Consider the following 26,759-nt stretch of genomic DNA (forward strand, 5'->3'; position numbering starts at 1 on the left):
GTTTTAGTTTTTATCTGAATCGTGAAAATCATGATGAAGTAAATTCATATCCAATTGATTTTATGATCACGGTTTCAGTTTTTAGCAGTACTTAATTAGTACGGTTATAGATTAGTTAAAGACCACGTTCATTTCGATCTTTACCTCATCTTCTACTTTAATAGCACCAAACATTAAGCTAGGAGGTTCAACACCGTAAGCAGACATATTAAAAGTAGTTTCACCTTTGAATGTCACTTTGTCTCCTGCTAATGAAGCTACTGGGTTTAAAGTAATATCCTTTGTTGTTCCATTAATTGTTAACTGACCTTTTGCAGTTACTTTTCCGTTAGCATCAACAGAAGCTGAAGTTAACTTGTAAGTCATCTTAGGGTGCTTTTTAGCATTCATGGTTTTGTGCATGTTGCTATCTAAAGATCCTTTACCAGACTCCATACTGTTCACTTCCATCGTTACTTGTAACGACTCAATAGATTTAATTTGATTGTCTTCAATTGTGATAGAAGCATCACCAGACATTTTTTTGACATCACCTTCCCAATCGTGAGTATTTGATGTACCTAAAGCAACGACTTTACTTTCTCCCAATACAAGATTTTTTGATGATTGTGCATAAGAAGAAGCTACAATCCCAAGGATACAAACAATGGTAGAAATGATTTTAGTTTTCATTGATATTAGTTTTATGATGTTAGATAATTCTTTTTCTCTCTGGATGTATTTCAAAAGTAGGATGGAAAAGTCTTTTATTTACCACAAAATCTGTTATTGAAGGTAAACAAAAAACAACAAACCTTAACCAGTGACTTGGATTAGATTTGTTGTTTGTATAAGTTGATTTAGGTCAATAAAACCCAATGACTATTGTTCTTCTGTAGCTATTTCTTGCTTTTCTTTCTTCTCATATTCAGAGAATTTATTCTGGAAAATAAAGATGAAAAGCACTCCTAAAAAGATGGCTGAGTCGGCGATATTAAATACTGGGCTAAAAAACAGAAAGCGTTCTCCTCCATAAAATGGTAACCAATCGGGAAAGCTTCCTCTTACCATTGGGAAATATAACATATCGATTACTTGACCATGAAACCACGGTGTTGATGAACCTGGAATCATATTGCCTTCAATAAATACACCATAGAATACAGAGTCTATAGAATTACCAATGGCTCCTCCTAGAATCATGGCTCCGCAAACTAAGAAGCCCCAATGTGCTCCTTTTTGGTTTAACACATAAATACCGTAAACAATACCACCTGAAGCTATAATTCTAAAGGTTGTCAAGATCAATTTACCGTATTCGTTGCCAAACTGCATTCCGAAAGCCATTCCTGGGTTAAGTAGATAGTGTAATCTAAACCAATCACCAATTACTTTAATTTCTCCTAGGGTACCCATTTCCATGTAATTATGTACCAACAGTTTACTCAATTGGTCCAATACAATCACCAAAATGGCTACGCCATAAATTTTATATAAATTATTCTTATTGTTTCCCATTCTTTCTTTCCCTTAGGAATTAAAAAATTAGCTTAAATTTTAGAATCTACTCCAGAAATATGGAGTAAATATGATCATTACAGTAAAGAGTTCTAACCTACCCAATAACATTAGAAACGAAAGTACCCATTTTGCAAGATCTGGCAAATGAGCAAAGTTATCAACAGGTCCTACTGTTCCAATACCAGGTCCAATATTCCCTAATGAGGTAGCCACAGCACCAAGTGAAGTCATTAAATCTACTCCAATAGCCGACATCACTAAAATACCTAATCCAAATATCAAAAAGTAAGCCATGATAAAAGCTAGTACATTAAAGGTAATGCTTCCTTTTATAGCTTTGCCATTAAATCGTACAGGTATAATTGCAGTAGGATGTAATTGTCTCTTTAATTCAAGAAAAGAGTTTTTAAATAAGATGATGTGCCTTACAATTTTTACACCACCGGCTGTAGATCCTGCCATACCACCACAGAACATCAACACAAAAACAATCATGGTCGCTAGTGGCGTCCAAGCGGTATAGTCTGCCGATACGTAACCTGTTGTTGTAATAATAGAGATCACTTGGAAGAGTGCGTCTCTAAATGATTTTTCAACACCTAATTCAGTGGTCACTACAATTGATACCGTAATTGCTAAAGTGGCTAAAGCAATAACATAGATGTAATATTTATATTCTTCGTTTTTCCATATGGCTTTAAACATACGCTTAAACAGAAAGTAGTTTAAGGTAAAGTTCGTTCCTGCCAACAACATAAAGAATATCAGAATGTATTGTATGTAGGGAGAAAATGAAGCGGCACTATCATTAAATGTAGAGAAACCTCCTGTGGCCATCGTTGTTAACGCGTGGTTTAAGGCATTATAGAAACTCATACCGCCTGTCATCAGTAAAATAGTTTCTACACCAGTTAGACCAGCATATACCCACCATAATCTTCGAGCAGTTTCTTTTATTCTAGGTTGAAGTTTATCTGGAGTAATCCCTGGCGCCTCAGCTACAAATAACTGCATACCTCCAATACCTAAGAAAGGCAATACGGCTACCGCTAATACGATAATACCCATACCTCCAATCCATTGGGTTAATGATCTCCAAAATAAAATACCTTTGCCTACACTTTCGATATCTGTTAAAATACTTGCTCCAGTAGTCGAGAAGCCTGAAATTGTTTCAAAATAAGCGTCTGCAAAAGATACATTGATGTCACTAAATAAATAGGGTAAACTTCCGAAAAAAGCCATAAGTGCCCATCCAAAAGTCACAATAATGTACCCATCCTTTTTTCTGAATTCTTGAGAATAACCTACTTTTCTAGCATATAAAGCAGCTCCTCCACCTGAAGCAATTGCAATACCTCCTGCTTGGGCCAATGCTAACCAATCGCCGTCGCCAAAATAGAAAGCAAAAGGTAGACAGAACAACATAAATACACCGTTTAAAAGTATAAGTATGCCTAGAATTCTACAGATAAGCCAATTATTGAACAGTCCCTTTCGTTGTTGCATGTTAGTCATCATAGGTTTAACGGAAGAAAGCTTCAACTTTAGCAATACACTCTGGTCGAGTAAGTACTACTGCTCTATCGTAAGGTTCGAATTGGAAATCTCCTTTTGGTATATAGGCTTTTCCCTTTCTAATCGCACCTCCAATAATCGCTGATTTAGGGAATCCTAAATCCTTTAATACATTTTTAGTCACAGGTGAGTTTTCGTTAACCACAAACTCTAATACCTCAGCATCTACACCGTGTACGTTGGTTAATGAAATGATCTCTCCTCTTCTGATATATCTGAAAATAAAACTCGCTGCAATCAGCTTTTTATTAATCAAAGTATCAACACCCATATTTTGAGAGAGGTGGATATAATCCATATTCTCCACAAGGGCAATTGTTTTCTGAACGCCATGTTTCTTTGCCACCAAAGAAGTAATGATATTGGTTTCAGAGTCACCTGTCACCGCAATAAACGCATCTGCACTATCAATACCTTCTTCCTCGAGTAAATCTACATTACGACCATCACCGTGAATGACCAAAGTATTCGGTAATTCTTCTGCCATTTGGAAAGCTTTATCTCTGTCTTTCTCAATAAGGACAACATTGTATTTAAAGCTTAACGATCGAGCAGCATAAAAACCTACTTTACTACCTCCAAGAATAATTAATCGCTTAATTTTTTTCTGAAGTTTTTTCTTTGTTAGCTGAAGTACGCTTTCTACACCATCCGGCTTGGCGATATAATATACGTGATCTCCAAGTTCAAACTTAGTATCTCCTCTTGGAATGATGGTCTCATCATCTCTCAAAATTGCTACCGTTAAGAACTTGAAATCTTTATTTAGATATGATGTCTCTTCTAACGTTTTTCCTACTAAAGGCTGTTCCTCGTCAATGGTGATACCAATTAAAGACAATAAACCTTTTTCGAATTCGAAAGTATCTGTAATAGCCGCCTCTTTTAAGAGACGCTTAATCTCTTTTGTGGCCAATAGTTGTGGCGAAATCATTTCATCCACACCCATTCTTCTCATGTCAAGCATATCACGAGAGTGTAAGTACTCACTATTTGTGATTCTTGCAATTGTTCTCTTCGTACCCAATCGTTTGGCAATCATGGCCGTTATTAGATTGGTCTCCTCAGAAGACGTGACAGCGATCAGCATGTCAGATTTATCAACATTAGCTTCCTCAAGGACAGCGAAAGATGTAGACGACCCTTTTACAGTGGCTACATCAATATGGTTGGCGGCATGATTTAGACTATCAACATCTGTATCGATAAGTGTAATATCATGGTCTTCGTGTGCCAGTAGTTTACCCAAGTGGAACCCAACATCACCTGCTCCCGCAATAATGATTTTCACAGCTACTTTTCTTTATTGAAACTTGTTTCCTGCTAAATTAGGAATATTACCGCAAATATAAGCAGTTATGAATAGTTGTAATAATTTTTAACCCTCAACCCACGATTCTCTGTCCAAACTTCTAAACTGAATCGCCTCTGCAATGTGCTCTGCCTTGACTGATTCACTTCCTGCAAGGTCAGCTATTGTTCGAGAAACTTTTAAAATTCTATCGTAAGCTCTGGCAGATAATCCTAAACGATCCATAGCCGATTTTAGCAAGTTTTTACCTAAAGGATCTAATGTACAAATACGCTTAACAACCTGCGAAGGCATCATTGCATTACTATGTAGTGCTAATCCTTCTTTTTCGAACCTCTCCTTTTGAAGTTCTCTGGCATCTATAACTCTCTGTCTTATAGCCTCACTTGACTCCGCTTCTTTTAAAGACGTCATTTGATCAAAGGATACAGGAGTAACCTCAACATGTAGATCAATTCTGTCTAAAAGAGGGCCGCTAATTTTATTCAAATATTTCTGAACAGCTCCCGGAGGACAGGTACAATCTTTCTCTGGATGATTGTGATATCCGCAAGGACATGGATTCATACTGGCTATCAGCATAAAATTAGCAGGGAAATCGACTGACATTCTTGCTCTTGATATACTTACTTTTCTTTCTTCTAGAGGTTGACGCATCACCTCAAGTACTGTACGTTTGAATTCTGGTAATTCGTCTAGAAACAGTACTCCGTTGTGAGAAAGTGATATTTCCCCTGGCTGTGGTACTCCGCCCCCACCAACTAACGCTACATCACTAATTGTATGATGTGGCGCCCTGAATGGACGGGTCGAAATGAGATGCCCATTGTTAGCCCCCAGTTTACCTGCCACAGAATGTATTTTTGTGGTTTCTAATGCTTCTTGAAGAGTCAATGAAGGCAGAATAGTTGCCAAACGTTTTGCCAACATGGTTTTACCTGCACCAGGAGGGCCTATCATAATCACATTATGACCTCCAGCAGCTGCAATCTCTAAAGCCCTTTTCATGTTTTCTTGACCTTGAACTTGAGAAAAATCTAGTTCATAATCATCCAACATATCATTAAAAAGCTCTCTAGTATCTATTTTGAGAGGTTCAATTTCTCTATCGCCCTGAATAAACTCAATGGCTTCTAATAGGTTATTGACACCAATTACATCTAAGTTATTGACAATTGCAGCTTCTTGAGCATTCTCTTTAGGTAGAATAAATCCTTTCTTCTTTTGTTTTCTTGCTTCAATAGCAATTGGTAAAGCTCCTTTGATAGGACGTAATTCACCGTCTAAAGAAAGTTCTCCAAGGATAATGTAATCCTCTAAATTCCTTGCTCCAATTTGTTCGGAGGACTGTAGGATAGATAGTGCAATAGGTAAATCGAAAGCTGCTCCTTCTTTTTTGGCTGCTGCAGGAGCTAGATTTACCACTACTTTTTGTCGTGGAATGGCATATCCATAGTGTTTCACAGCACTTTCTACTCGGTGTTCGCTTTCTTTGATAGCACTGTCGGGTAATCCAACAACAAAAAGACCTTTGCCATTGAGTACATTTACTTCCACTTCAATAAGAGTGGCATCTACTCCATATACGGAGCTTCCATACGTTTTCGAAATCATAGTTATTAAGAATCGTAGCAGTTTTGGTTAAATTAATTTATTTCTTCAGAAGAGTTGGCTTCTGTTGTGTTTTCTTCTTCGGAAGACGATGCTTCCTCTACAGGAGGTGGGGCATACATTCTTCTTAAAATCGCTCTTAAATTGTTTAATGCTTTTCTAGCATCAAGATATGCAGGATCAATTTCTAATGCTTTTTCGTAATTACTTCTCGCCTCACCATAGTCTTTGATTAGGTATTGTTCAGTCAATCCTAATTCATACCAAAGTTCTTTGCAATCCTGCTTGATTTTTAAGCCCTCTAAAAATACTTTCTTTGCTTCTAAAGTCAATCCTTTTTTCCTTAAAAGTTTACCTAAGTGTCTAGACGCCTCCCACTGTGAAGGATCTTGACGTAATACATCTGTAAAAATTACTTCTGCACTATCCAAATATTTTTCAACGACCAATAATTCACCTTCGCAAGTAAGTAAAGGTAATGAACTTACATTTTTATTTTTAGCACTATCCAAAACTTCTTTTGCTAAAACAAAATCGTTTGTATTGATCGCATCTTTAATGAGGTAAGCATAGGCCAAAGTATCATATGGATTAATACTTAGAATTTCTTCATTAATCTTTTTTACTTTTTTAGAATCGCCAATAATAAAATAATATTCTCCCCAAGCCCTTTTTAATTGAGTACTATTCGGTATTTCTTTCTCAGAAACCATCAATGTATGAAACGCACTATCCATTTCATTTAACTTCAGAAACGACTTTGCCTTAAGAATATTCAAAAAAGGATGATTAAACGATTTTTGAGAAGCTTTTTGAAGATTAAATAATACATCTTCATAATTTTGAAAGGCAAAATGATTTTTTGCTGCAAGGAAAAAATAACTTCCTACAGTCGAATCCAATGATGTAGCCATAGAAATATCTTCTAAAGCAGCTGCCCATTGTTTAATTTCATATTCAGCGTTGGCCTTTAGGTAATATAGATTCGGATTATTTTCATCATCACGAATAAGGTCTTGTAAATAGTTAATTTGTTTTTCGTAGTAAGCTTCTTTTTCAGCTTTCGCATCTACAAAGCCTTCCATTACCTCTACTTTTTGTTTACAACCGCACAAAAAGATAAAAAGGGATACACAAAAAAGTGAGAATCTAAACATTTATATAATATGCTGAAAAAATGTTGTGTAGTAGGTTATTTTAATTCGCTTCTTTTTTAGGTTAAGAAGTAGATTATAAAATCACTAAAAATTGATCACATTAATAGATATTCTACACAATATCAAATTTAATTTCTTTTGATTACTCTAAGTTCTTTAATTTTTGAGAATAAAAAAAGCCCACTTTGGGGAAGAAGTGGGCTTTTTTTGTAATTAAAATACTATTGCATTTTATTTTCTCTTTTACGAAGTGAAGAAAGCTCTTTTTGCATCTCTTCTCCTTTATTTCTTTCCGTCACAAGTTCTCTTCTCACTTTCATCTCTCTCTCTTGTGCCTTCGTTCTGAAATCATCGTATTCCTTTTCGATAGTATCATAATCTTTTTTCACTTCTACTACCGTTTGATTGTTCGATTTGAATTTGATTAAACCAAATACTAGAACTAAAATCAAAATAGCAATAATAATAAAAGAAGTATATACCACTGTATATTTATCGATGTCTAAACCAGCTAAAGTGATGTAATCACCAAGATCGATTAAACGATCTTTCTCACCAAGTCTAGCTTCCATTTCTTTTACTTCCTGATGTGCTTGAGCCGTTTCTTTACGTGCTTCGATAGCATCAGTGTAAGCCGTAGACAATGTGTCGTCTACTTCTGCCCAGTAGGCATTTAACCAATCTTGTTTGATCATACGATATTCTTTCCAACGTCCACCTCGTTTGGACATGAATTCGTACTTTGATTTAAGCGTTGCGTCCGCCGGGCCTTTAGGTTTGGCCGGTACAGCTTTTTTCGTAGAAGTAGTTGAAGCAGCTTTTTGACTACTTGTTTTAGTACTTGTTTGAGTGGCTGAACCTGCAGTTTCTTGTGCATAAACACCCATTACCGCGAACGATAACGTAAGAGTGATTATGATTTTGATTAATCTTTTTGACATGTTAGTTATAAATTTTATTCTATCTATTATACAAATATAAAAATAGCAAGCAAAAAAAAAGCTTTACAGCGAAAATCTGTAAAGCTTTTTGTTGTCCGACCAGGTCTCGAACCTGGACTCTTCTGAACCAAAATCAGACGTGTTGCCAATTACACCATCGGACAATATTCCGGAAAATGTCTCAAATGTTTTTAGTGTTGTCCGACCAGGTCTCGAACCTGGACTCTTCTGAACCAAAATCAGACGTGTTGCCAATTACACCATCGGACAATTTCTGAGAGCGTTTTCCCGAAATGCGATGCAAAAGTAGATCAAAAAATCTTATCTACCAAACAAAAATCAAAAATAATCATCAAATAATTGTAAATAAAGTTAATCTAAAATCGATTCCTTTGGAGGATATCTACCTGACATCGATTAATAAATTTCTGTAAATCAGGACCATTCGCATCTACAAAAAACTGATTTTGCACTCCATTCTTCTGAGAAACTTCAATTTGATAATTTCCCGTAAATCCATAATAAAAAAGAAATGCACAAGCCAAAAAAATGGAGAATCCGGTAAAGGCATTGACTACTCCTGACAATGAAGCTAGAAAAATTATTGGTCCTAAAATACCTCCTGTGAGTAAAGGAATTATTAATTTCTTTCTTGTTATTGATAACTTTTGGATATGTCGCCTTTCGAATTTTCTTCTTGTCGATGATAAATTGAGCTCAAAAAATATGGTGCTCATTTTTATAAAATGATCCTCCCCAAGATGAAAGACTTTATCTTCATTTTCTTTAATATTAATCCATTTGTATAAATAGCTATATGAATAATAATAATGAGATGGCTTCACTTGAGACTGCATATTCGAATCGTCGAATCGGTCTTCTGGGCGATATGTAGAATGTTCACTCAAAAAATTTCTTTATGGCTTAGATTTCTAATTTATCATCAATTTCTTTCTAAATTTACAAGATCACCTAAGTTCGTTAAAAATTACTTTTGGTGATTCAATGAAGTTCGGTGTCTTTTGATTTTCAATACAAAATCATCTGATCTTTATAAAAAATGATCCTTGCACTACATGCAAAAATTAAATTTACCACTTTCGAAAGTTAGAACGGAAGAAAAAAACGGAAAAACCTTTATTTTTGACCCTATCAGAAAGAAAATGCTTCTACTTACTCCTGAAGAATGGGTAAGACAACAGTTTTTACAAATGCTGCTTTCCATGGGATTTTCGAAAAATCTGGTAGGAATAGAAGCTGGATTGACGGTAAACAAAAGAATAAAGCGTTCGGATATACTTTTTTATGAAAGAGGTGGTGCTCCATTTTTATTGGTAGAATGCAAAGCTCCAACAGTAAAATTAAGTAACGATACTTTTCAGCAAGTGGCGCAATACAATAGTAAAATCAAAGCCCCTTACATTTGTATCACCAATGGTTTACAACATTTCTTTTGTTCTATTAACTTTGAAAAAGGAAGTTATGAGTTTCTCAAAGAAATTCCTCTTCCGTCATATATCAAGAAAGATCAATAATGAAAAAAATTTCCATATACATCAACTTACTGATTTTCCCTTTTGTTTTCTTCTCTTGTGGAGTAGAAGAAATCACTGACCCAAGACTTGAGGTCGCTATTATTTCACCTAGAGTGAATCCAACTACTGCTAGATCAATTATACTCAAAGATCAAAAATTTGTGTATGAAGCAAGAGTAAAAGGTGGCGAAAGCAGCTCTTACAAATGGTTTGTCGACGATGAGCAAATTGCCTCAACTTTACGATCAGACTCAATTTCTTATGATACAGAGGGATTCCGAAATGCTCGTTTCGAAGCAGCTAATAATTCTTATGAAGGATCCGCTGAAGTGCTTTTGTATGTAGTAGAAAGAGCTGCCTCTTTTGAGGACCTTCCTTTGGCAGAAAATTCATATTGGGCAGGTGTTGATAATGCTGGAACGGTTTCTACGTTTACATCAGGAAATATTCCTTTTAGCAATACATCTCCAAAAGATACCATCGATTATCTTGAATTCGGTTATTCAAACATTACAGACTCTACCAATGTTAATTATGCCAACTATGGCGTTTTCCAACTTATAGCATCACGAAATAATTATGGTATAGCAAGAACTCCAGAATCGGGCAAGCTAAAAATGATGTTTGATGGTGAATACAGCCCTATGTCTATAGAAGTCGCTAATAATCCTTTGGTGGTTCAAACTGCTCGAGGAGATTTTGATATCTACGAAGAAGATGATACAACTATTGTTTCCTTTGCTAATGGTGATTTTTACAATTTGGAAATTCGAGGTCTTCTAGACGATACTACCACCACAGAAACCGTCATTTCATCGCCTTTGGTCAGTAAATCGAGTAATATATTAACTATACAAAATTCTTGGTTAAATCAAGAACTCATTACTTTGGGTTTGGTCAAAGGATTAGAATTTACGATTAATACTTCTAAGGTAGATTCTACAGGTGTTATCACTTACCCTACTCGATTTAACATTGACAATCTGATTTTACTTAATGATGGTGGAGAAATTATCAACGAGATAAATAACTAATCTATGCTTAAGGTAGAAAACTTAATCAAATCATTCGGAAAAGGAAACGATACCCTTGAGATTATCAAAGACATTTCTTTTGAGGTTAAAAAAGGGGAATCTGTAGCTATTGTTGGTACTTCCGGGTCTGGTAAAACCACTTTACTAGGCTTAACGGCTGGATTGGATAATCCTACCTCAGGTAAAGTAATTATTGATGATATTGATATTACTACTTTAAGTGAAAATGATAAAGCGGATATCAGAAATCAGAAAATTGGATTTATTTTCCAGAATTTTCAACTTTTACCTTCGCTTACGGCCCTAGAGAATGTGATGACACCTTTGGAGCTTCAAGGACAATCTGATGCCAAATCAAAAGCAAAAGAGATGCTGAAAGAAGTGGGGTTAGACGGTCGTGAACATCATTATCCTAATCAACTTTCGGGTGGAGAACAACAAAGGGTGGCACTTGCTAGAGCCTTTGTCACTACTCCTAAGATTCTTTTTGCTGATGAGCCCACAGGTAACCTCGATGAGGAAACAAGTTTACATGTAGAGAACTTACTCTTTGAATTAAATAAGAATCATCATACCACTTTGGTTATTGTTACTCACGATCCTCAATTGGCCCAAAAAGCAGATAGAATTTTAAAAGTAAGGGACGGTAAAATTGATATAGATTAATTACTTTTCGTTTTCCAGTTAGAGACCAATGCCACACCTGTAAAAATCAATATGGTGGCATAGAGTTGTTCCCAACGAGGTTGCTCACCAAATAGAAAGACTGCTATTGCACCTGCGATTAAAGGCTGGAAATAGATATAAAAACTTGTGGTACTTGCATTCAGTACCTGTAGACTTATCGCATTAAATAGATAGGTGATACAAGTCGCTCCAATCAAAACAAAAGCAATTGCTCCTATCACTTCTGGAGTGAAAGTATGCCACTGTGCTTCTACTAAATCCATAATTCCAAATGGTAAAACCATTGGGGCTCCAAAGATAAATACCCACTTTAAAATAGTAAAAGGATGATATTTCGTGGCTAATGGCTTAATTAATATCAAATAGTAGCCGTAGGAACAAGCATTGACAATAACTAGAATATCACCTTGAGCAGTACCGCTTGAAAAATCAAATCCATTCATTCCTACCAATATCAAAGCTCCTGCTAAACCAAGCACAATACCTACCACTTTTTTAGCTGTCACTTTTTCATTAAGTATGATCGCCGACATGATCAACACCAAAATAGGTGAGGAAACCATAATCACAGAGGCATTAATTGGAGATGTTAATGATAGTCCTTCAAAGAAGGTGATCATGTTTAAACAAGCACCAAAGAAAGCGGCAAAGACTAACCTTCTATAATCTTGTGTACTCTCAATTTTTTCTTTGATAAAAATTCTATGGATCACCGTAAACAAAACAGCAGCAAAAATCACCCTCATTAAGATAAACCCTTTGGGCTGCACATAGTCGGGCATGACAATTTTAGCCACATTGTAATTGGCTCCGTAAGCGAATGATGCCCCTACTAAAAATAAGTGTGCTTGAACTTTGGTTATACTTTTTGCCATTGTTTGATAGGATAGATAAATCAACAAATAAATGAACTCCTCATCGTTTCAAATTATCTGATGAAGCTTGTTAATTCATCTTTTCTTTAGGTTTTTTCTTGATGCTAATTAAATAAACTCCCGAAAATATCAAAGCGGCAGCGATAACTTGTACCATTTTGATGGTTTCATCAAATACTAGGATCGCCACTACGGTTGCCACCATGGGCTGGAAGTAGATATAAAAACTTGCTGTACTGGCATTGACCACTTTCATCGCTATCGCATAAAACAAATACGCCAAGAAACTGGTAAATACAATTGCATAACTAATCGCTCCCCAAATAGGTAATGGAATACTTTCCCAATTCATGGTCGTTATATCATTCCAAGACATTACAGTCACAAATGGAACGGCAAACACAAAAGTCCACTTTGTTACGGTGAACGGATGATACTTTGCAAGAAGTGGTTTTGAGATAATGAGGTACACGCTATACAAAGAAGCATTAATGAGCACCATAATATCTCCTTGGACCGATCCTGAGTGAAAAGCTATTCCATTCAATCCTATCATCAATACTGCTCCAATAAAGCCAAGAGAGATACCTATAATTTTTAGAGGAGTGACTTTTTCTTTTAGGAAAATGGATGATAAGGTTAAAACTATTATCGGAGAGGATACCACAATCACAGAAGCATTGATAGCACTTGTTTGTGCTAATCCTTCGTAAAAGATCAACTGATTAAAACTGGCACCAAACAATGCCGCCAACAACAATCTTAAGAAGTCTTTTTTATCAGTTACTTTTTCTTTAACCGTAAAAGTGTGTAATAAGGTGAATAGTATCGCTCCTCCTAATATTCTTAAGAAGATAAAAGCGAAGGGAGTAATGTAATCAGGCATCGCCAACTTGGAGACGACAAAATTACATCCATATATGATAGAAGCACCTACCAAAAATAAGTGTGCTTGAAGTTTAGATAGCTTTGCCATTCATTAGTCTTCCAATTCTCCAATTGGATCAAATTTATCGAATACGAAAGCCGTATGAGGTGCATCTTTCATCTCAGGCGTTAAGTCTTGCCCTGCCCAATGTTGATAATGCTTTCCATCTCTCCAAAGTCTGGACTTGGTCATATCATATACCTTTCCTTCGAAAGCTACCCACACCTCTTCTTTATCTTGACCGTTTCTAAGAGATAATTGGCTTTTGGTAATCTTTTGCATAGTCATAAAAAATAGTGGCTTCATTAAAGTTGAATATTAACAAAGCCACTATAAAAATTGTTTAGAATCAATTATTTGATTGGAACGTTCACGTGACGCTCAGCATGGTACGAAGAACGAACCAAAGGACCTGATTCTACATATTTGATCCCTCTTTTTAACCCTTCCTCTCTTAAGAAGTCGAATTTATCAGGGTGAATGTATTCAATTACCTCATGGTGCATTTTAGTAGGTTGTAAGTACTGACCTAAAGTAAGTACGTGTAAACCAACCTCTGCTAAATCATCCATAGCTCTGAAGATTTGCTCGTCTGTTTCACCTAAACCAAGCATGATACCTGTTTTAGAACGACGACCTTCGTCTACAATTCTTTTGATATGCTCTAATGAACGATCGTATTTCGCTTGAGGACGAACGGCTCTGTAAAGTTCTTTCACTGTTTCCATGTTGTGTGAAATCACTTCCTGACCACCTTCGATCATTCTGTATAAAGCATCCCAATTTTTTCTTGTGTCAGGAATAAGGGTTTCAATGGTTGTTTCAGGACAAAGTTTCTTTGTTTCTACCACTGTTTGATACCAAATTTCTGCACCTCTATCTTTAAGCTCATCACGGTTTACCGAAGTAATTACCGCATGCTTTACTTCCATTTTGTGGATAGCGTCCGCTACACGTTTTGGCTCCTCAGCATCGTACTCTGTTGGACGGCCTGTTGCTACTGCACAGAAAGAACATCCACGTGTACAAATGTTACCAAGAATCATAAATGTTGCTGTACCTTCACCCCAGCATTCGCCCATGTTAGGACAGTTACCGCTTTGGCAAATAGTATTCAACTTATGTTTGTCTACCAATTTACGAACATTAGCGTACTCCTTCCCAATTGGCAACTTTACACGTAACCAATCTGGTCTACGTTTAGGTTTATCTTTCTTCTCCGAAGAGATTACTGGTAGTTCTATCATTTAATTTTTCGTTTTCTGTGTGCCCACTTGTATCGACACAACCACAAAAGTACAAAGTTGTTTTCCAATAATGAAATCCTATATCAAAAAGCAACATTTTTATAGTGATATTAGTTATCTATTAGACAAACAACTCATCTGTAGATGTTAATAATAACATTCACCCTATTTATGTGTTAATTTTTAAAAGAAAGTCTGTTTGATTTATCAAATTCTTTTGATTAAAAACATCTATATGTTTGTTTTGCCAAATATTGTGATTGCGAATATAAAATTCATATAAAAATGGAAAATTCAACAACAAATAGATCTCATCAAAATATAACTATATATACAGAAGCGAATCCTAACCCTAACTCGATGAAGTTCATGTTGAGCTTTATGTTGTTACAAGGTGGTGAAAGCTATGATTTTCCAAGTATAGAAGAAGCATCTGTTTCTCCATTGGCCAAAGAATTGTTTGGTTTTGAAGAAGTAGAAAGAGTTTTCTATATGAGTAATTTCATTACAATCACTAAAAAAGAAGGTTCGACAGATTGGATGGAGATCATTCCTAAATTCAAAGAGTTCTTAACTCAGTATTTTGAAGCGGAGAAGCCAATTTTCGAAGATGTATCTGAAACTATTGTTGAAACAGCAGATTCTGAAGCAGTGAAAAAAATCAAAGGTGTTCTTGATGAGTACATCGCTCCTGCAGTAGAAACTGACGGTGGTGCTATCAAATTCCACTCTTTCGATGAAGAAACAGGCGTAGTGAAAGTATTACTTCAAGGTGCTTGTTCTGGGTGTCCATCATCCACATTTACTTTAAAGATGAGTATCGAGAACTTATTAAAGAAAATGGTTCCTCAAGTAACTGAAGTAGTTGCAGAAGGTGTATAATAAAATATAACTGATCACATAGATCATTATTTAAATGCGATATTCTAATTACATTAGGGTATCGCATTTTTCTTTAAAAACAAATCAATGGAAAATAGAAATATTGTATTTATCGCTAAAAGTTTGGATGGGTATATTGCCGGACCAAACGGAGAATTGGATTTCTTGAATTGTGTTCCCAATCCAGACCAAGAAGATGTTGGTTTTATGGATCTCATGGAGAGAATCGACGCTTTAGTGATGGGTAGAAATACCTTTACTACGGTTTGTAACTTTGGTGGTGAGTGGCCTTACCCTAAACCTGTCTTTGTATTATCGAATACACTACAAGAAATTCCAGAAGAGTTTCAGGATAAAGCTATTATTGTAAATGGAGAGCTTTCGGAATTAGTAGCAGACTTAAACTCTGAAGGTTTCCATAAACTATACATTGATGGTGGTTCTACGATACAAAGTTTCCTAAAAGAAGACTTAATTGATGAAATGATTATTTCTACAATGCCCATTTTAGTAGGTGGAGGAGTTCCTTTATTTGGCTCTTTACCTAAATATATGATGTGGGATCATGTTGAATCAAAGCTTCTATTAGGTCAAATCACTCAGGATACCTATTATAGAAATAGAGGATAAATAAAAAAGTCCAATTGAATTTAGAAGTTCAATTGGACTTTTTTAAAATCACTCTAGGAAATTATTGTATTATCTCCTGAGCACTTGATGTAAATGCAAACCCATGTTGCCCGATATAACCGAGGTTAATCGCCTCAATAATTGGTTTATTCTTTAACTCATGTGGAGCTCCATATTCTACAATAAAGTTAGCTCCCGCTCCACTTACTTTTTCTCTGAACTCTACAATATATTCTGCAGAACCCAAAGGTTTAATTTCTAGGTTTTTCTTTAAGTAATTCTTTAAAAGATTCCCATCACTATCGTAATAATCTATTTTAGTAAAGAAGAGACTTTCTGTTGGGCTAGTATTTCTTAAACTCAACACTACCGTAAAGTAAATCTTACTCTTACCCGATTGATGGTACAGATTTGAATAAGAAGACACATAAAACGACTTCTTACCTACTAATTCTGGAGTATCTTTTTTATCAATATAATGTAAACTCTTTCTAGAAGTTTCTAAATGTATTTCTTCTATTGAACTATTATTTTCTTGTTGTTGTGGCTGCTGACATCCAATAAAACAAAGTGATATAAAAGCAAGGGTTACTGCTGTTAGCCTTTTCATGGAGCTATTTATTTTCTATGGTGTGAATGCTAAATTTTAGTGAGTTCTTCTATTCAATCAAAAACAAATTTGATATCAACGAAAATATATGATTCGATTTTCATCAAATTGATTGTGTGATAAGAAATCTATCACAATTTATAAAATCTCTTTCAGTTTTACTTTGCTTTCATAAAAAAACGGTACTTCAGTCGAAACCAAAGTACCGTTATCTATTTTTTCAGAGGGACTGATTAATACTTCTTAGGCATTAATGTCTCATAAGCTTTACCTTTTGCAGGCTTACCTCCTACGATTGTCATCTCATCAATTAAGTTCTTAGCACCATATACTTTGTCCATAATCCAAAGTACATAACGAACGTCTACGTTGATACAACGTTGTAATTCTGGCTCGAAAGAAATATCACCTGACATTGCTTCCCAGTTACCATCAAACGCTAAACCGATCAATTCACCTTTACCGTTAATTACTGGAGAACCTGAGTTACCACCTGTAATATCGTTGTTTGTGATGAATGCAATTCTTAACTCACCGTTAGCATCAGCATACTGACCGAAGTCTTTTTTCACTACACCGTCTTTAATTTCTTTTGGAAGGATGAACTCATGGTTCTTAGGATCCTCTTTTTCCAATAGACCTTTTGATGTTGTATAGTAAGAGTAGAACATCGCATCACCTGGGATATAGTCTTTTACTTGGCCGTAAGTTAAACGCATAGTAGAGTTCGCATTAGGGTAGTACGATTTGCTAGGGTTCATTTCTCTGATACCTTTCACATATAATCTGTTACCATCAGCTACTTTTAATTCTGCTTCTTGCTCACCTTTAGCTACAGTTAAGTAAGCTTGGAAGAACTCATCATGCAACTCTTTCAACATGTCAGCATCATATGCTTCTTTTGTTGGGTTGTTGATAAACGCTTCAGTTCTTGCTTTATCTGAGAAGATAGAAGTTGAATATGCTTTTTCAACATAAGCTTCATAGCTACCATCAAATTCTCTTTCGATTTCTTCGTAGATACCCGGTACTGGTAAGTTTTTATTTTCAGGACGATCCAATACTTCTTTGTATTTTCTTAAAAGAACTACTGCTAATTCTTTATCAGAAGCATAGTCATAATCCTTAAAGAAACCTTTTGATGCTTCTAAAGCTGCCTCTTGAGCTGCTTTTAATGACTCAGCAGAAGTTTCTTCGTTCGTTGCTTCAGCTACAAATCTTGCTGTTCTTCTTGCTTGCATTACTGCTTCCATTCTGAAAGCTCCTTGAGTAAGCAATACCATCGCTACACGACCGTCTCTTTTACCAGCATAACCTTCTTTCAACATATCAGTCACTTGACCGTACTCTGTCTTACGAGCAACGTCTTGAGCGATCCATTGGTTGAAATTTGCTTCTTCAGCTTGTTTTTTCTCGATTACGTGCTGACGCTTCAAACCTTTTGTTTGACCAATAAAATACTTCCAGTAGTTGGCTGTTGAAGCATACTTAGAAGCATATTGTAATCTTACTTTTGGATCTGCATCCATGTGCTTTCTCCAAGTTTTAAGGATAGCATCACGCATTTCAACAAATAGAGGGTTAAATACTTCGATTTGTTGTTTTACACCTTCTGATGTTAAGTAACGGTCTGTAGATCCTGGGTAACCCATAATCATTGCGAAATCGTCTTTCGCTACACCGTTAATAGAAACAGGTAAGTGATGTTTAGGAGTATAAGGTACGTTGTCCTTAGAATATTTAGCTGGCTTATTGTCTTTGCTTGCGTAAACACGGAAAACAGAGAAGTCACCTGTGTGTCTTGGCCACATCCAGTTATCAGTATCACCACCGAATTTACCTACACCTTCTGGAGGGTTACCTACCAAACGGATATCGTCAAAACGCTCATAAACGAACATATAGAACTCGTTACCTTCGAAGAAAGACTTCACAGATACTTCGTAGCTATCGTTGTTTAATTCTTTTTCTTTTTCAGCTTTAATTTGGTTCATCACCTCAGCTGCTTTCTTTTGTCTTTCTGCACCTTTAAGACCATCAAGTTCTTTATTTACTTGAGCAGAAACGTCGTCCATTCTTTGAAGGAAACGAACGAATAAACCATCAATTGGCTTTTCTTCGTCGAAAGATTTTGCAAAGAAACCGTTAGTTAGGTAATCATTTTCTACAGTAGAAACAGATTGGATACCGCCATAACCACAGTGGTGGTTAGTAAAAATCATTCCTTTATCAGAAACAATTTCACCTGTACAGAATCCACCGAAATGAACAATTGCATCTTTAAGAGAGCTGTTATTGACACTATAAATCTCTTCAGCTGTTAATTTTAAACCCTCTTTCTTCATATCTACATAGTTCAATCTAGATACAAACATTGGAAGCCACATTCCTTCGTCTAGCGGCTTATTTTTCCCAAAATCAGAGGCTGTAGCTTGTAAAGACATCATCAGTACAAGCGCTAATTGCATGAATTTCTTCATCGTTTAGTATGGTTAGTAAATATTTCTATTAAATCTAACTGCAATTCTACCAAAAACTTATCAATAATCACATTAGGTCTAAGATTTGCATGAGTATTAAATGATCATTATGGACGTCTTTAAGATAGATTAACTAATTCACTATCATTATCGTAATTTTTGTAAGATGTTCTACACCTAGTTAATAAAAATACAATAACTGTCATGAACCGATCAATAAAGATTATCATTACATGTATTTTTCTTTTTTTCTATTTTTTGAAAATAGTTTTGCCCAGGATTTTACTGCAAATTACAATACCGGGAAATTAGCGTACGAAAAGAAAAATTATAATAAAGCCATTCAAAGCTTACAAACTGCTAGACTTCAAGGTAAAGAATCTGTTGGGGATACCCATCCCGATTATATTCATACTATTGAATACTTAGCGTTGTCTTATCAATCTCAGAACGATCTTGGTAATGCAAATATCTATTTTCAATCTTTAGAAAAGCTACTTTACAAATCTGGAAATTCTGTATCCGAAAAAATGTCGGAAACACAAATTAGAATTGCAGATAATAGCCTACACATGAAAAACTTTGCTCAAGCAAGTATTTATTATGAAAAAGGCGTAGCAACCACAGAAAAAGTAGCAGGAAAAGATTCTAAAGCCTATGCATCTGCTTTACATAAAAATGCACTCCTTTATGTAAAAGGAAGAAAGTACAAAGAAGCGGACGGAATGTATAGAACTTTAAATCCTATTGCTGAAAAACATCTTAAAGGAACTGCTGAATTCGCTAGTATCTTGTCGGAACAGGCAGATATTTCTATGGGATTAAAGCATGTTGAGGAAGCCTCTATACAATTAAGTATGGCAATTTCTGAATATGAAAAAATTGATGCTCCAAAATCATCATATGTTGGGTTATACCTAAAAGAAGCTACTCTTCTAGAAAAAACAGGTAAAAATGCAGAGGCAATTACAGCCTATAAAAAATATGCGAAGAACCTTGGAGAAGCTTATGGTATCGACAATAAAAAATACCTTTCTGAAGTAGAAAGATTGGCGGTGCATGTAGATATGAAACTTCATTCTGAAAAAGATGCTTACGGTTTTATCAAAATGAAATCTGAAGGTATCAAAAAGAAAAATGGAGAAGAAAGCCTTGAGGCTGCAATTACGTATATAGAATTGGCTGAGTTAGAAATCAATCAAAAACAAATTGATGTTGCTTTATCAAATACTGAAAAAGCATTGGCTATCTATGAGGTGAAAGGAAAAACAAAATCACCGGAAGGTATCGCTGCTTTAATTACCAAAGCAAGAATAATGAACATCAAAGATGCACCGGAAGCTGAAGAAACTTATAAAAAAATTATTGCCGATACTGAATCCGCTTTAGGTAAAGAACATACTACTTATGGTAAAGCTTTGGATAGTTTAGCATTCTTCTACATAGAAGCAAAACGTTTTGAAGAAGCTGAAAAAGCTATTACCGAAGGGATGACTGCTAGAGAAAAAAGTGTCGGTAAACAACATATCGATTACGGCAATTCTTTATACAGTTTAGCCACACTTTACTCGAGTCAAGATAGTTTAGAAAAGGCTGAAAAAGCATTGATTCAAGTTTCTAAAGTTCGAGAAGCCTATTATGGAGCCCTAACTTTAGAACACGCTACGTGTATTAAAGAACTAGGCGATTTATATAAAGATATGGGCGAAGAAAAATCGGCTGCTGCTTTAAAAACCTACCGTAGAGCTATTAATTTATTCGAAGGTATTGGTATGAAGGACAGCGATATTGTAAGAGATATTTATAAGAGTATTGATCATATTAATACGAGATAATTTCTCTTCTCAAAAAAAGAAAGGCCTCAAAAGTTTTTATCGAACTTTTGAGGCCTTTTTATACATCATCAGGTTTTTATTGAGGTAAATACCCCTCACCTAAGCTAGCTTCCCTAAACCATACTTCAGCATAGGCTCCATTAGCATATTGTTTCTGTATATCTCCTCCAAAAGAGTCCGCTCCTGTATGCCACACTATATTTTTATTAGGATCTTTTCCATTCGTCTGATTATAGGCTCCTTGTTTGAAAATTTGCTTTTCTCCTGCAAAAGCGTCCTTCTTCTCTATGCCATCACGACCAATAGATGCATATAACTCATGTATTTGATCAGGAATTTTATCATAAGTCTCAAATTCTGATGATAGCAAATTTTTAGTGAAGCGAACAGTCTGATGTCCTTCGCTTTTAAACGTTAGATACATTATTCCTTTATAGACATTGACTTCGTAAGAAAACTCCTCTCCCAAGGCAATTCCTTCTTTAGGTTCTTCCGGAGATTGGTCTTTTTGATGTCCAACAACAGACATATCATATCCCCAAACTGCTTGAGAATAATCCCATCTTTTTCCATTATCACCTTCTGTGTTAATCTCATAATTCCAAAACACAGATCCTTTCTGATGACCAGGAAACTTTTTATAGAAGATCTTTAAAGGTTCATTTTCATGTCCTTCATCACTATGAATTTGTCCAATAACTACCGAATAGGAAGCAGCTACTCTTGCATCTCCTAATGTAGAAACGTGTTGCACCTTTAGTGTTCCTGTCAGTCTTCCTCCATCTTTTGGGTACCATCTTTTCTTTTCTCCTAGTTCAGTTCTTGTATTACTAGATGTTTTTGAAGTAATACCGGAATTAGGTGTTTTATAAACTACCCAATCCGTATTTCCATCATTTTGAACATAGAAAAAGTCTTTCTTTGCAAATTTCGTAAGATCGTCTGATCGGGTTCCATCGCCCAATAGTATTTTCCAATTCGACATAAATGGAATGACATCATTAGGGTATTCTTTTATGTAAGAAGCTTCATCATTTATTTTTTTAGTATTTGATGAACACCCAATAAATAGAATGCACCCTACTAATAAAAACAGGTTGATTAATTTAGTCATCTTTTTTCGTTTGATTTAATTTCAGTAATTGATAGAGAGTTTCATTTCATTTTATATAATTGATAACTTACAAAAGTTTATTCACTTTTATAGTTTTTCAAAAAAATTCTATAAAGGTGTACTAATATAACATTGTAAAAACCACGAAATTCACCTTCGTATTGATTATCAATAATCACGGTTTAAAGTACTTTTTGTGGTATAATTATTGAATATTTTGGAGGCATAAAACACTAACATAAACTTCTATGGTAATCGTAAATATTTTAAATGTATTAATTCTTATTGCTCAAGCAATTCAACCATTAAATTCTGCAAAAGAGTTGATCACTCCCCAAGAACAAAACATTTCTGTTGATGAGAATTTTTTAATTTCTGGTGTTTCTGCCGGTAAGTTTAAAGTAGGTCGAGAAATACCTGTCAACTTTGATAAATTCCAATTGTATAAAGACTCTAGAGAAATTCACTCAGAGGACGGCATACAATCACAAATTTATTATAATGTTTTCTACGGAGATGATGTTGTTATGCAGGTTACACCTCGATACGATTACAACAAAAAAGCATGGGATCATAAAATCAGCGAAATAGTAATTCAATCCGATAAATTCAAGACAGCAAAAGGAATTGGGGTAAATTCTACTATAGAAGAATTTATCGCTCAATACCCTGACTATGAGATTTGGTACACCTACATTAGTGGTATCTATGTGATTGAATCAAAAAGTGAAAGAGCTCAATTTATGTTAGATGAAAATGATTTCATTGGTAAAATTGAAATCGAAAATGATCTTAATGTTTTAAGTAAAACCGACTTCAAACAAAATTCAAAAATAAAATCTATTCGATTATTCTAGCACCTCAAAGGTTCTTATAAATATTAAACTATAGTTTAATTAAAAAGCCTCACTTTATGCAAGCGAGGCTTTTTCTGTTACCGATAATTTGAAATTAAACTATCATTTATCTAACACTAATTTTCTTTCTAATATCTATTCCATCACCAAGTACTCTGATAAAGTAGATTCCTGTTCCCAAATTAGAAACATTCACCGCTGCCTTAGAAGATGCACTTACATTCTGTGTAGATACTGGTACTCCAGAAACATTGAAAATAGCTACTGTATAATCACCCTGAGGTAAACCTACAATATTTAAAACATCCGAAGCTGGCACAGGATATAATGTTACTTCAGGTTGTTCTGGTACAACTACTTCAGCAAATCTAGCAGAAGATGAAGTAGTAAATACTACCTTATCTAAGTTCCATTGCCAAGCGTGGGAGCCTGATGCTGTAATTGTTAGAGTATGTGTCCCTGCTGTTAAGGCAATTGCACCACCGTCTAAACTTGTATAAGCATCCCATTGTCCATTGTTTGGGACATCTGTCACCGTAGTTAATCCATCTATTTCTAAAGTAATTTGTGCGTTATCTGATGGTGTAGATATAAAATATTCTATAGAGTAAATACCATCAGCTGGAACATTAACAGAGTAAGTCGTCCAATCTCCTGAGTTCACCCAATTGATATTGTTCGCTGTAGCATTTACTCCATTTCCTGGTCCACCCCAAGCAGCATCGTTAATTGTACCACCTGTGGCATCAAATAACTCTGCTTCAACAATTATTTCATGATCTTCAACCATGATAGGAGCTACAGTTACTTGTGCCACTGCAGTATAATTACCATCATTAGTTTCTACTGTTATCGTAGTAGTACCTGCACTTACTGCTGTAACCACTCCATTCGATACTGTAGCGATTGCCTCATTATCCGAATACCAAATTACTGATGTATCATCTGCATTAGCCGGTGCTACTGTTTCCGATAAAGTAGCAGAACCTCCAGCAATTAATGATAAAGCTGTCTGATTTAAAGACACTCCTGTCACATAAATTGTATCTGGTGCTCCTCCCGATGTCGTTGCCGTTAAAGTGAAATAATCCATATTCCATTCCCAACCATTAGAACCTGCACCTTCTAATTTAATTGTATTATTCCCCGTTAAAGTGATGTTATCTGTTGCTTTCACAGATTCAAAACCATCCCAATTTCCGTTGTTAGGAACATTATAAGTGCCTACTTCAACATCATCAACATATACTTTAATCGCTGCTCCAGATACAGCTGTTCCTACAAAGAATTCTAGTTCATACTCACCATCGAATTGAACTGAATATTCTGCCCAATCACCTGTTTGATTGTAATTAGTGGCTGTTACCCCATTCACAGAATAAATTTCAAATCCTCCATAAGCTCCACCTGTAGAAACAAAGTCTTCCGCTTCAATAACACTATTGCTTGGTGGAGTCACCACAGTATCCGAAGTTCCTGTTACTTGAACTGTTACTGCATCTCCACCTTCAACACTAGTTATTGATATTGTTGTTGTTCCTTCTGCCACAAAACAAACAGATCCATTTGCATCTACAGTAGCTACCGAAGTATTACCAGATTCATAATTTACTGATTGATCTAAAGTAGTGCCATCACACGTTTCTCCAACTGTTTGAGTCGTCAATAGAATACACTCTCCCACTTTTGCAGACGTTTCTGATGATGTTATGTTTACTGTTGGTGTTTCTGGAACACACACTTTTTCTTCTACAGTGATGGTTGCTGATGAAGTAAAACCTCCATCAGACGTAGTAGCTGTGATAGATACTATACCTTGAGTCACACCCGTTACCGTACCATTAGGCGAAACAGTAGCAATGCCCTCATCACTTGATGACCAAGAAACAGATTTAAATGTTGCATCAGCTGGTGCAACAACCGCACTCAAACTTAACACATCTCCTTCTGTTACTGTTCCTACGGTTGGAGTTACACTTACTCCCGTTACATAAATAGTATCAATTTCTGCTTCTAAAACTGTTACTTCAATATGGTCCGAATGTCCGCCATCTTGAGAAATTACAGTTACAGTAGTTGTACCTGCTTTTAAAGGAGCAATTAAACCGTTTGCTCCCACAAAGGCTACTGAAGGATTTTCTGACTCCCAAAGTACTCTTTGATCTGTTGCATCAGCTGGAGTGAAAATAGGATCAATAGTGATATCCTGTCCTACATTTAACGTTACAGAAGTTTCTGTTATATCGATACTTTGTACTGGATTTGGAACTGCATCTCCCACTACTTCCACTTTACATCGTGCAAGGAAACCGCCATCTTGAGTCGTTACATCTGCAGTCACAATACCTTTTGATATTGCTCTCACTACACCTTCTCCATTTACAGTTGCAATCATTGGGTTACTTGTCGTCCAAGAAACTGCTTTTTTAGTGGCATTAGCAGGTAAAATCACATGATCAAGATCAAATGTTTCTCCAGGTTGTAAGATAATTTCTTGTTCAGAAATGGTTACTTCTTCCACAGGAACTACACCTGTTTCTGGAATGACATTATATAATCTCACCCAGTCAATTAAGTAAAAGTTTCTTCCATTGGCATCATCTAAATCTTCATTTGTTGGCCAAATATTCAACTCTGTCAACCAATCTTGTTGCTCCATATTGATAATGATATGCTGAGGCTTACTTAAACCTGTTCCTTCAGTATATCCAAATTTATCTAAGGCATCAAATTCGGTATAAACTGTTTGTAACTCTCCTTTTTCATCTAAATAAGAGTGTTCATGACTCTTCACTGTTCTTACCCAACGACCGTTTATGTAATATTCAACATGATGAGGATTTACCCAATACACACCAATTCTCAACCAGTCGTCGTGCCATGTAGTTCTATCTTCTTCCCAGTACCAAGTACCTTTTACTCCATGTTCATCACGTGGTTGGTAATCTTGGAAAGGATCTCTAATAAATGTATGGTGAGATAAGTGAATTCTCTGATCTAACCAACCCCCATCTTCTTGAACGTTTGGATAAGACTCCAACATATCCAATTCTTCTGTTTCATCTTGACTGATCATCCAGATATTAGCCGCTAACATACAACTAGGTTGTTTCACTCTAGCTTCCATAAACATTGGATAACTGAAGGCCGCTTTTGATGAAATACAGCCTGTATAGATGATGTTCTGATTATCTTTTGCTGCATGAATAACCAAATTACCATCTGATGTCCAAAAGTGATCTTTGTGGTAAGAAGTGGCAGAAGGTCCTGAGAAGCCATTGATATACAATTCATTCCATCGGCTATCAAATTCTTCTCCTCTGTTAGAACTGTTCGATTGATAGTTAAACCCATCAGAAACAGGGTCTAATTCCCATACCATTCCTTCAGGAAGTTCAGCTGGAATTGGCACACCATCCCAATCGTATTGGGCATGTGCACTAAATGCGACACAGCAAATGGCTGCCATCACAAAAAGTCTAAGTTTTTTCATAATAGAGTTTTGATAAGTAATAATTCGAAGGCAAGGGAAATTTTCACCTTTCAAATGCCTAAAAAAAGTAAGGTTGGGGAAACCTATTGTGGCGTATAACTCGATAAAAATTAACCAAATTATAAGATGGGACTGTCGTAAAACATTCACCTCATCATATAAAGATGTGGTGGAAGCTAAAGTCCTCTTAATTTGCTGTAAGTAAAATCTTTCATTTCAAGTGTAGTAATTTTCAAAGCTAGTATTCAATTCATTTCACATCACTTATATCGCTCATTATCAAATGCAATGATGACATAATTGATCCTGTAAATATCATAATACATACTATATTTTGAGTAGATTACCACTCGATCAAAACTATACAATGAATGATCAGTAAACGAAATTACTGTACAATCAGACAATTCAAATCACTATTTATCAGTTAGTTATATAATCCTCTGTTTTATT

The 26,759-nt window shown here is 35.5% G+C and carries 23 protein-coding genes and 2 tRNA genes; 7 read left to right on the forward strand and 18 right to left on the reverse strand.

What is annotated here, in order from left to right:
* Positions 1-111: 111 nt before the first annotated feature.
* The 10 genes from MY04_RS15010 to MY04_RS15055 form a co-directional block, all read right to left on the reverse strand.
* Entirely contained in the window at positions 112-672 is a 561-nt protein-coding gene (locus MY04_RS15010) for a YceI family protein (RefSeq protein WP_066210855.1), read from the reverse strand.
* A 189-nt stretch (positions 673-861) separates the two neighbouring features.
* Entirely contained in the window at positions 862-1,497 is a 636-nt protein-coding gene (locus MY04_RS15015) for a lipoprotein signal peptidase (RefSeq protein ID WP_066210856.1), read from the reverse strand.
* A gap of 39 nt (positions 1,498-1,536) precedes the next feature.
* The gene (locus MY04_RS15020; RefSeq protein WP_066210857.1) at positions 1,537-3,009 is read right to left on the reverse strand and encodes a TrkH family potassium uptake protein; all 1,473 of its coding nucleotides are present in this window, start codon (positions 3,007-3,009) and stop codon (positions 1,537-1,539) included.
* A 16-nt stretch (positions 3,010-3,025) separates the two neighbouring features.
* On the reverse strand, positions 3,026-4,369 hold the full coding sequence (gene trkA / locus MY04_RS15025; RefSeq protein WP_066210859.1) for a Trk system potassium transporter TrkA: 1,344 nt from the start codon (positions 4,367-4,369) through the stop codon (positions 3,026-3,028).
* A gap of 87 nt (positions 4,370-4,456) precedes the next feature.
* Positions 4,457-6,004, reverse strand: coding sequence for a YifB family Mg chelatase-like AAA ATPase (locus MY04_RS15030; RefSeq protein WP_066210861.1), 1,548 nt, complete (start codon positions 6,002-6,004; stop codon positions 4,457-4,459).
* A 32-nt stretch (positions 6,005-6,036) separates the two neighbouring features.
* Positions 6,037-7,086, reverse strand: coding sequence for a tetratricopeptide repeat protein (locus tag MY04_RS15035; protein ID WP_066210862.1), 1,050 nt, complete (start codon positions 7,084-7,086; stop codon positions 6,037-6,039).
* Between the two features lie 293 nt (positions 7,087-7,379).
* A complete protein-coding gene (locus tag MY04_RS15040; protein WP_158297720.1) occupies positions 7,380-8,099 on the reverse strand; it encodes a hypothetical protein in 720 nt (239 codons plus the stop codon).
* Positions 8,100-8,190: 91 nt separating this feature from the next.
* A tRNA-Gln gene (locus MY04_RS15045) sits at positions 8,191-8,263 on the reverse strand.
* Positions 8,264-8,296: 33 nt separating this feature from the next.
* Positions 8,297-8,369: transfer RNA gene (locus MY04_RS15050), tRNA-Gln, on the reverse strand.
* 107 nt (positions 8,370-8,476) lie between these two features.
* Complete coding sequence (locus tag MY04_RS15055) at positions 8,477-9,007, reverse strand: hypothetical protein (RefSeq protein WP_158297721.1); 531 nt, start codon at positions 9,005-9,007, stop codon at positions 8,477-8,479.
* 168 nt (positions 9,008-9,175) lie between these two features.
* On the opposite strand from MY04_RS15055, the gene MY04_RS15060 reads away from it, so the two are divergent.
* Genes MY04_RS15060 through MY04_RS15070 form a run of 3 tightly spaced genes read left to right on the forward strand, consistent with a single transcriptional unit; the run spans position 9,176 to position 11,334 of the window.
* Positions 9,176-9,634, forward strand: a complete 459-nt coding sequence (locus tag MY04_RS15060; RefSeq protein ID WP_066210867.1) for a type I restriction enzyme HsdR N-terminal domain-containing protein — start codon at positions 9,176-9,178, stop codon at positions 9,632-9,634.
* A complete protein-coding gene (locus MY04_RS15065) occupies positions 9,634-10,668 on the forward strand; it encodes a DUF4465 domain-containing protein (RefSeq protein ID WP_066210868.1) in 1,035 nt (344 codons plus the stop codon). The genes MY04_RS15060 and MY04_RS15065 overlap by 1 nt, the downstream gene beginning before the upstream one ends.
* Positions 10,669-10,671: 3 nt before the next feature.
* On the forward strand, positions 10,672-11,334 hold the full coding sequence (locus MY04_RS15070) for an ABC transporter ATP-binding protein (RefSeq protein WP_066210870.1): 663 nt from the start codon (positions 10,672-10,674) through the stop codon (positions 11,332-11,334).
* Here the strand turns inward: MY04_RS15070 and MY04_RS15075 are convergent.
* From MY04_RS15075 to lipA, 4 genes are all read right to left on the reverse strand, one after another.
* Positions 11,331-12,230 carry a DMT family transporter gene (locus tag MY04_RS15075; RefSeq protein WP_066210871.1) on the reverse strand — a complete coding sequence of 300 codons (900 nt, stop codon included), beginning with the start codon at positions 12,228-12,230 and terminating at the stop codon, positions 11,331-11,333. The genes MY04_RS15070 and MY04_RS15075 overlap by 4 nt on opposite strands.
* Positions 12,231-12,300: 70 nt before the next feature.
* The gene (locus tag MY04_RS15080) at positions 12,301-13,206 is read right to left on the reverse strand and encodes a DMT family transporter (protein WP_066210872.1); all 906 of its coding nucleotides are present in this window, start codon (positions 13,204-13,206) and stop codon (positions 12,301-12,303) included.
* Positions 13,207-13,209: 3 nt separating this feature from the next.
* The gene (locus MY04_RS15085; protein ID WP_066213349.1) at positions 13,210-13,440 is read right to left on the reverse strand and encodes a cytochrome b5 domain-containing protein; all 231 of its coding nucleotides are present in this window, start codon (positions 13,438-13,440) and stop codon (positions 13,210-13,212) included.
* A 71-nt stretch (positions 13,441-13,511) separates the two neighbouring features.
* Positions 13,512-14,405 (reverse strand): lipoyl synthase, encoded by an 894-nt coding sequence (lipA, locus tag MY04_RS15090; protein ID WP_066210874.1) that lies wholly within the window; start codon positions 14,403-14,405, stop codon positions 13,512-13,514.
* Between the two features lie 285 nt (positions 14,406-14,690).
* On the opposite strand from lipA, the gene MY04_RS15095 reads away from it, so the two are divergent.
* Positions 14,691-15,287, forward strand: coding sequence for a NifU family protein (locus MY04_RS15095; RefSeq protein WP_066210876.1), 597 nt, complete (start codon positions 14,691-14,693; stop codon positions 15,285-15,287).
* Positions 15,288-15,374: 87 nt separating this feature from the next.
* Positions 15,375-15,917 carry a dihydrofolate reductase family protein gene (locus tag MY04_RS15100; protein WP_066210878.1) on the forward strand — a complete coding sequence of 181 codons (543 nt, stop codon included), beginning with the start codon at positions 15,375-15,377 and terminating at the stop codon, positions 15,915-15,917.
* Between the two features lie 61 nt (positions 15,918-15,978).
* Here MY04_RS15100 and MY04_RS15105 read toward each other — a convergent pair whose 3' ends face one another.
* Positions 15,979-16,527 (reverse strand): DUF3124 domain-containing protein, encoded by a 549-nt coding sequence (locus MY04_RS15105; RefSeq protein ID WP_066210880.1) that lies wholly within the window; start codon positions 16,525-16,527, stop codon positions 15,979-15,981.
* A gap of 233 nt (positions 16,528-16,760) precedes the next feature.
* A complete protein-coding gene (locus MY04_RS15110) occupies positions 16,761-18,974 on the reverse strand; it encodes a S46 family peptidase (protein WP_101958177.1) in 2,214 nt (737 codons plus the stop codon).
* Between the two features lie 266 nt (positions 18,975-19,240).
* Here MY04_RS15110 and MY04_RS15115 point away from each other — a divergent pair, with 266 nt between their 5' ends.
* Entirely contained in the window at positions 19,241-20,842 is a 1,602-nt protein-coding gene (locus tag MY04_RS15115; protein ID WP_066210885.1) for a tetratricopeptide repeat protein, read from the forward strand.
* Between the two features lie 76 nt (positions 20,843-20,918).
* Here MY04_RS15115 and MY04_RS15120 read toward each other — a convergent pair whose 3' ends face one another.
* A complete protein-coding gene (locus MY04_RS15120) occupies positions 20,919-21,956 on the reverse strand; it encodes a polysaccharide lyase family 7 protein (protein ID WP_066210887.1) in 1,038 nt (345 codons plus the stop codon).
* 248 nt (positions 21,957-22,204) lie between these two features.
* Between MY04_RS15120 and MY04_RS15125 the strand changes: the two genes are divergently transcribed.
* Positions 22,205-22,813 (forward strand): hypothetical protein, encoded by a 609-nt coding sequence (locus MY04_RS15125; protein WP_066210889.1) that lies wholly within the window; start codon positions 22,205-22,207, stop codon positions 22,811-22,813.
* A gap of 106 nt (positions 22,814-22,919) precedes the next feature.
* On the opposite strand, the gene MY04_RS15130 is transcribed toward MY04_RS15125, so the two are convergent.
* Positions 22,920-26,306, reverse strand: a complete 3,387-nt coding sequence (locus MY04_RS15130) for an Ig-like domain-containing protein (protein ID WP_066210892.1) — start codon at positions 26,304-26,306, stop codon at positions 22,920-22,922.
* Positions 26,307-26,759: the final 453 nt, after the last annotated feature.

Source organism: Flammeovirga sp. MY04, assembly GCF_001682195.2.
Taxonomy (GTDB): Bacteria; Bacteroidota; Bacteroidia; order Cytophagales; family Flammeovirgaceae; genus Flammeovirga; species Flammeovirga yaeyamensis.

Bases quoted from the DNA above. Each gene is read 5' to 3' on its own strand.
- MY04_RS15080 (WP_066210872.1), bottom strand. From the start codon at position 13,206: ATGGCAAAGCTATCTAAACTTCAAGCACACTTATTTTTGGTAGGTGCT.
- MY04_RS15035 (WP_066210862.1), bottom strand. From the start codon at position 7,086: ATGGAAGGCTTTGTAGATGCGAAAGCTGAAAAAGAAGCTTACTACGAA.
- MY04_RS15085 (WP_066213349.1), bottom strand. From the start codon at position 13,440: ATGCAAAAGATTACCAAAAGCCAATTATCTCTTAGAAACGGTCAAGAT.
- MY04_RS15105 (WP_066210880.1), bottom strand. From the start codon at position 16,527: ATGAAAAGGCTAACAGCAGTAACCCTTGCTTTTATATCACTTTGTTTT.
- MY04_RS15130 (WP_066210892.1), bottom strand. From the start codon at position 26,306: ATGAAAAAACTTAGACTTTTTGTGATGGCAGCCATTTGCTGTGTCGCA.
- lipA (WP_066210874.1), bottom strand. From the start codon at position 14,405: ATGATAGAACTACCAGTAATCTCTTCGGAGAAGAAAGATAAACCTAAA.
- MY04_RS15020 (WP_066210857.1), bottom strand. From the start codon at position 3,009: ATGCAACAACGAAAGGGACTGTTCAATAATTGGCTTATCTGTAGAATT.
- MY04_RS15075 (WP_066210871.1), bottom strand. From the start codon at position 12,230: ATGGCAAAAAGTATAACCAAAGTTCAAGCACACTTATTTTTAGTAGGG.
- MY04_RS15100 (WP_066210878.1), top strand. From the start codon at position 15,375: ATGGAAAATAGAAATATTGTATTTATCGCTAAAAGTTTGGATGGGTAT.
- MY04_RS15065 (WP_066210868.1), top strand. From the start codon at position 9,634: ATGAAAAAAATTTCCATATACATCAACTTACTGATTTTCCCTTTTGTT.
- MY04_RS15095 (WP_066210876.1), top strand. From the start codon at position 14,691: ATGGAAAATTCAACAACAAATAGATCTCATCAAAATATAACTATATAT.
- MY04_RS15120 (WP_066210887.1), bottom strand. From the start codon at position 21,956: ATGACTAAATTAATCAACCTGTTTTTATTAGTAGGGTGCATTCTATTT.
- MY04_RS15070 (WP_066210870.1), top strand. From the start codon at position 10,672: ATGCTTAAGGTAGAAAACTTAATCAAATCATTCGGAAAAGGAAACGAT.
- MY04_RS15040 (WP_158297720.1), bottom strand. From the start codon at position 8,099: ATGTCAAAAAGATTAATCAAAATCATAATCACTCTTACGTTATCGTTC.
- MY04_RS15125 (WP_066210889.1), top strand. From the start codon at position 22,205: ATGGTAATCGTAAATATTTTAAATGTATTAATTCTTATTGCTCAAGCA.
- MY04_RS15030 (WP_066210861.1), bottom strand. From the start codon at position 6,004: ATGATTTCGAAAACGTATGGAAGCTCCGTATATGGAGTAGATGCCACT.
- MY04_RS15010 (WP_066210855.1), bottom strand. From the start codon at position 672: ATGAAAACTAAAATCATTTCTACCATTGTTTGTATCCTTGGGATTGTA.
- MY04_RS15060 (WP_066210867.1), top strand. From the start codon at position 9,176: ATGCAAAAATTAAATTTACCACTTTCGAAAGTTAGAACGGAAGAAAAA.
- MY04_RS15115 (WP_066210885.1), top strand. From the start codon at position 19,241: ATGTATTTTTCTTTTTTTCTATTTTTTGAAAATAGTTTTGCCCAGGAT.
- MY04_RS15110 (WP_101958177.1), bottom strand. From the start codon at position 18,974: ATGATGTCTTTACAAGCTACAGCCTCTGATTTTGGGAAAAATAAGCCG.
- MY04_RS15015 (WP_066210856.1), bottom strand. From the start codon at position 1,497: ATGGGAAACAATAAGAATAATTTATATAAAATTTATGGCGTAGCCATT.